This window comes from Candidatus Synechococcus spongiarum SH4, assembly GCF_000586015.1.
Classification (GTDB): Bacteria; Cyanobacteriota; Cyanobacteriia; order PCC-6307; family Cyanobiaceae; genus Synechococcus_B; species Synechococcus_B spongiarum_F.
The window spans coordinates 1-2,347 of the sequence record NZ_JENA01000252.1 but is presented as its reverse complement, the minus strand read 5'-3'; the positions used below and the strand labels follow the sequence as shown (position 1 = coordinate 2,347).

Genomic DNA, 2,347 nt, shown 5'->3' with positions numbered 1-2,347 from the left:
AGTTCGGAGCGGCAATTGGGGCGGGCATTCGCCGCCGCGCCCGATCCCCGCCGCATCGTGCAAACCAAGGCGCCGCCCCGGCAGGATGCCCGGCAGTTTGAGGCGGAACTGGAAGAGAGCATGGCCTTGCTGGGTTGTGGGCGCATTGATCTGCTGGCCATCCACGGCATCAACCTCCCGGAGCATCTGGAGCAATCAACAGGCCCCGACGGGTGCCTGCAGGTGGTGCGGCGCTGGCAGCGGCAGGACCGCATCGGCTATGTGGGTTTTTCCACCCACGGCCCCACCGACGTGATCGTGGCAGCCATCGAGACGGATGCTTTCGATTACGTCAACCTGCACTGGTACTACATTCGCCAGGACAACCACCCGGCCATTGCCGCTGCGCAACGCCATGACATGGGGGTGTTCATCATCAGTCCCACGGACAAGGGCGGGCATCTGCACAGCCCTTCCGCCTGCCTCCTGGAGTTGTGCGCACCCCTGCATCCCATCGTCTTCAACGATCTCTTCTGCCTTGCCCAGCCCGGTGTTCACACCATCAGCGTTGGCGCCGCCCATCCGGGGGATCTGGAGTTGCACCTGCAGGCGTTGGCGCAACTGGAGGATGCCCCGCGGTTGTTGCCACCGATCCTTCAACGTCTTGAAGGGGAAAAACAGAGGCGTCTTGGCGCGGAATGGGTCCGCTCCTGGAGACAGGGCCTTCCCCACTGGAAAGACACGCCGGGACACATCAACCTGGCAGCCCTGCTGTGGCTCTACAACCTCTGGAAAGGATGGGATCTGGACAGCTACGCACAAGCCCGTTACGGGCTGATGAGCCGTGACAACCACTGGTTTCCGGGCTGCAACGCCAACGCCCTGGACGAGGGGGTCAGCCCGGAATCCCTACGCCATGCCTTGCGGCATTCCCCCTGGACGGAACGCATCCTCACCATCCTGCGCCAACTCAAAGTCCGGTTCGGACAGAGCAAGGTTCAGCGGCTCAGTTCAGCCTGAGCCCCCCATTCAGCCTTACCGTTGCGCCCACCAGCGCCTCAATCCAGCGGCCAGCCTCCGTAGGCCCTGGGGATACGGAAGCCGGCTGTTGCTGCAGTTGTCTGAAGAAGAGTCCCGGCGGTGCTCCGCCATGAAGGCGGAGATGATTTGGTGATGGCGTTCTTGCAGAGGGAACTCCAACGGTTCCCCTTCTCCAGCCGCGGGCCTGTCCTCGGCTGGAATCCCGGCCGGGTTGTCTGCCGGCGCCGGGCTGGCGGTCGGGGTGCTCAGGGCTGCCGGCCCGTCTTCATTCCGGGTCGGCTGGAGGAGATGGTGATCCATGGGTGGTTGGGAGATAGGCCGTCTCAGAGTTCCCCCGTTGCAGATGGAGGCAACCCCGCCGCCAGCGCAGCCGCCAGCCCCGGCCAAGGGGCGCCATGATCCCGGGGTGATTCAGGCTGCGCAGAAGTTGGTTGAGTTGTTGGCGATCAGGACGCCAGCCGGTGTGATCCTCAATCCAGAGGGCCAGGCAGCGGCTGGCCAGGGGGCGGGGCAGGGCCGCCAATGCCTGGGGGCTGAGGCTTGCGGATTTCCGGGCCGCCATGGGGTCCAGGGCCTCCCGCGCCAGTTGATCCAGCAGGTCGCTTTCCTCGGCAAGCTGTTGGGCGCAGGCTGCCATGTGGGTCATGGCGGCGCTGTTCACATGCTCCAATTCAGGCAGCACCCGTTGCCGAATGCGGTTGCGGGTCAAACGCTGGTCGTCGTTGCTGGCGTCAGGCCAGATGGGCAGCCTCAATGCCTGACAGCACTGGAGGGTGTCCTGCCGGGAAAAGTGAAGCAGGGGGCGGGTGATCTTGAGGCCGGGCGCCAGTGGGCGTTGGGGGCGGAGACTGCCGAGACCGCGACTGCCACTGCCCCGGCACAGGTGGAACAGGAGGGTTTCAGCGCGATCCGTGGCGGTGTGGCCGGTCACAAGCTGACTGCAACCCAGGTGACGGCACAGGGCAATGGCGCGGCCATAGCGCCACTGGCGCGCCGCCGCTTCACCGGGGAGACGACCGGGGGCCACCTCCAGGTGACAGGGGAGTCCCCACGCAGCGCAGAGGGATTGCACGTGGGCAGCATTGGCGCCACTGTCGGGCCGCCAGCGGTGATCCCCGTGGAACACCTGCAACGACCAGTGGTGGAGACGCTGCAGGTCTTGCAGCAGACGCAGCAGACAGAGGGAGTCCTGCCCCCCGGACACCGCCACCAGCAGGGACGCCCCGGACGGCAGCAGATCGGGAGACGTCAGGAGGGATTTGTGGAGCCGGTGGTGCCAGCGGCTCCAGGACGGGGTGGATGGAGCCCGCTGCCCAGGGGAACCGGA

The 2,347-nt window shown here is 65.9% G+C and carries 3 protein-coding genes; 1 reads left to right on the top strand and 2 read right to left on the bottom strand.

Annotation, left to right across the window (positions count from 1 at the left end):
• Nucleotides 1-999: aldo/keto reductase (locus BG35_RS13255; RefSeq protein WP_025782604.1), on the top strand; the 999-nt coding region annotated here is incomplete at its 5' end.
• A 15-nt stretch (nt 1,000-1,014) separates the two neighbouring features.
• Here the strand turns inward: BG35_RS13255 and BG35_RS0109295 are convergent.
• Together BG35_RS0109295 and tilS are read right to left on the bottom strand one after the other, a co-directional pair.
• Entirely contained in the window at nt 1,015-1,320 is a 306-nt protein-coding gene (locus tag BG35_RS0109295; RefSeq protein WP_025782603.1) for a hypothetical protein, read from the bottom strand.
• A partial coding sequence (tilS, locus tag BG35_RS11240; protein ID WP_025782602.1) for a tRNA lysidine(34) synthetase TilS occupies nt 1,286-2,347 on the bottom strand: 1,062 nt, incomplete at its 5' end. The genes BG35_RS0109295 and tilS, both read right to left, overlap by 35 nt.

Excerpts from the sequence above, each read along its gene's own strand:
- BG35_RS0109295 (WP_025782603.1), bottom strand. The coding sequence starts at position 1,320 with ATGGATCACCATCTCCTCCAGCCGACCCGGAATGAAGACGGGCCGGCA.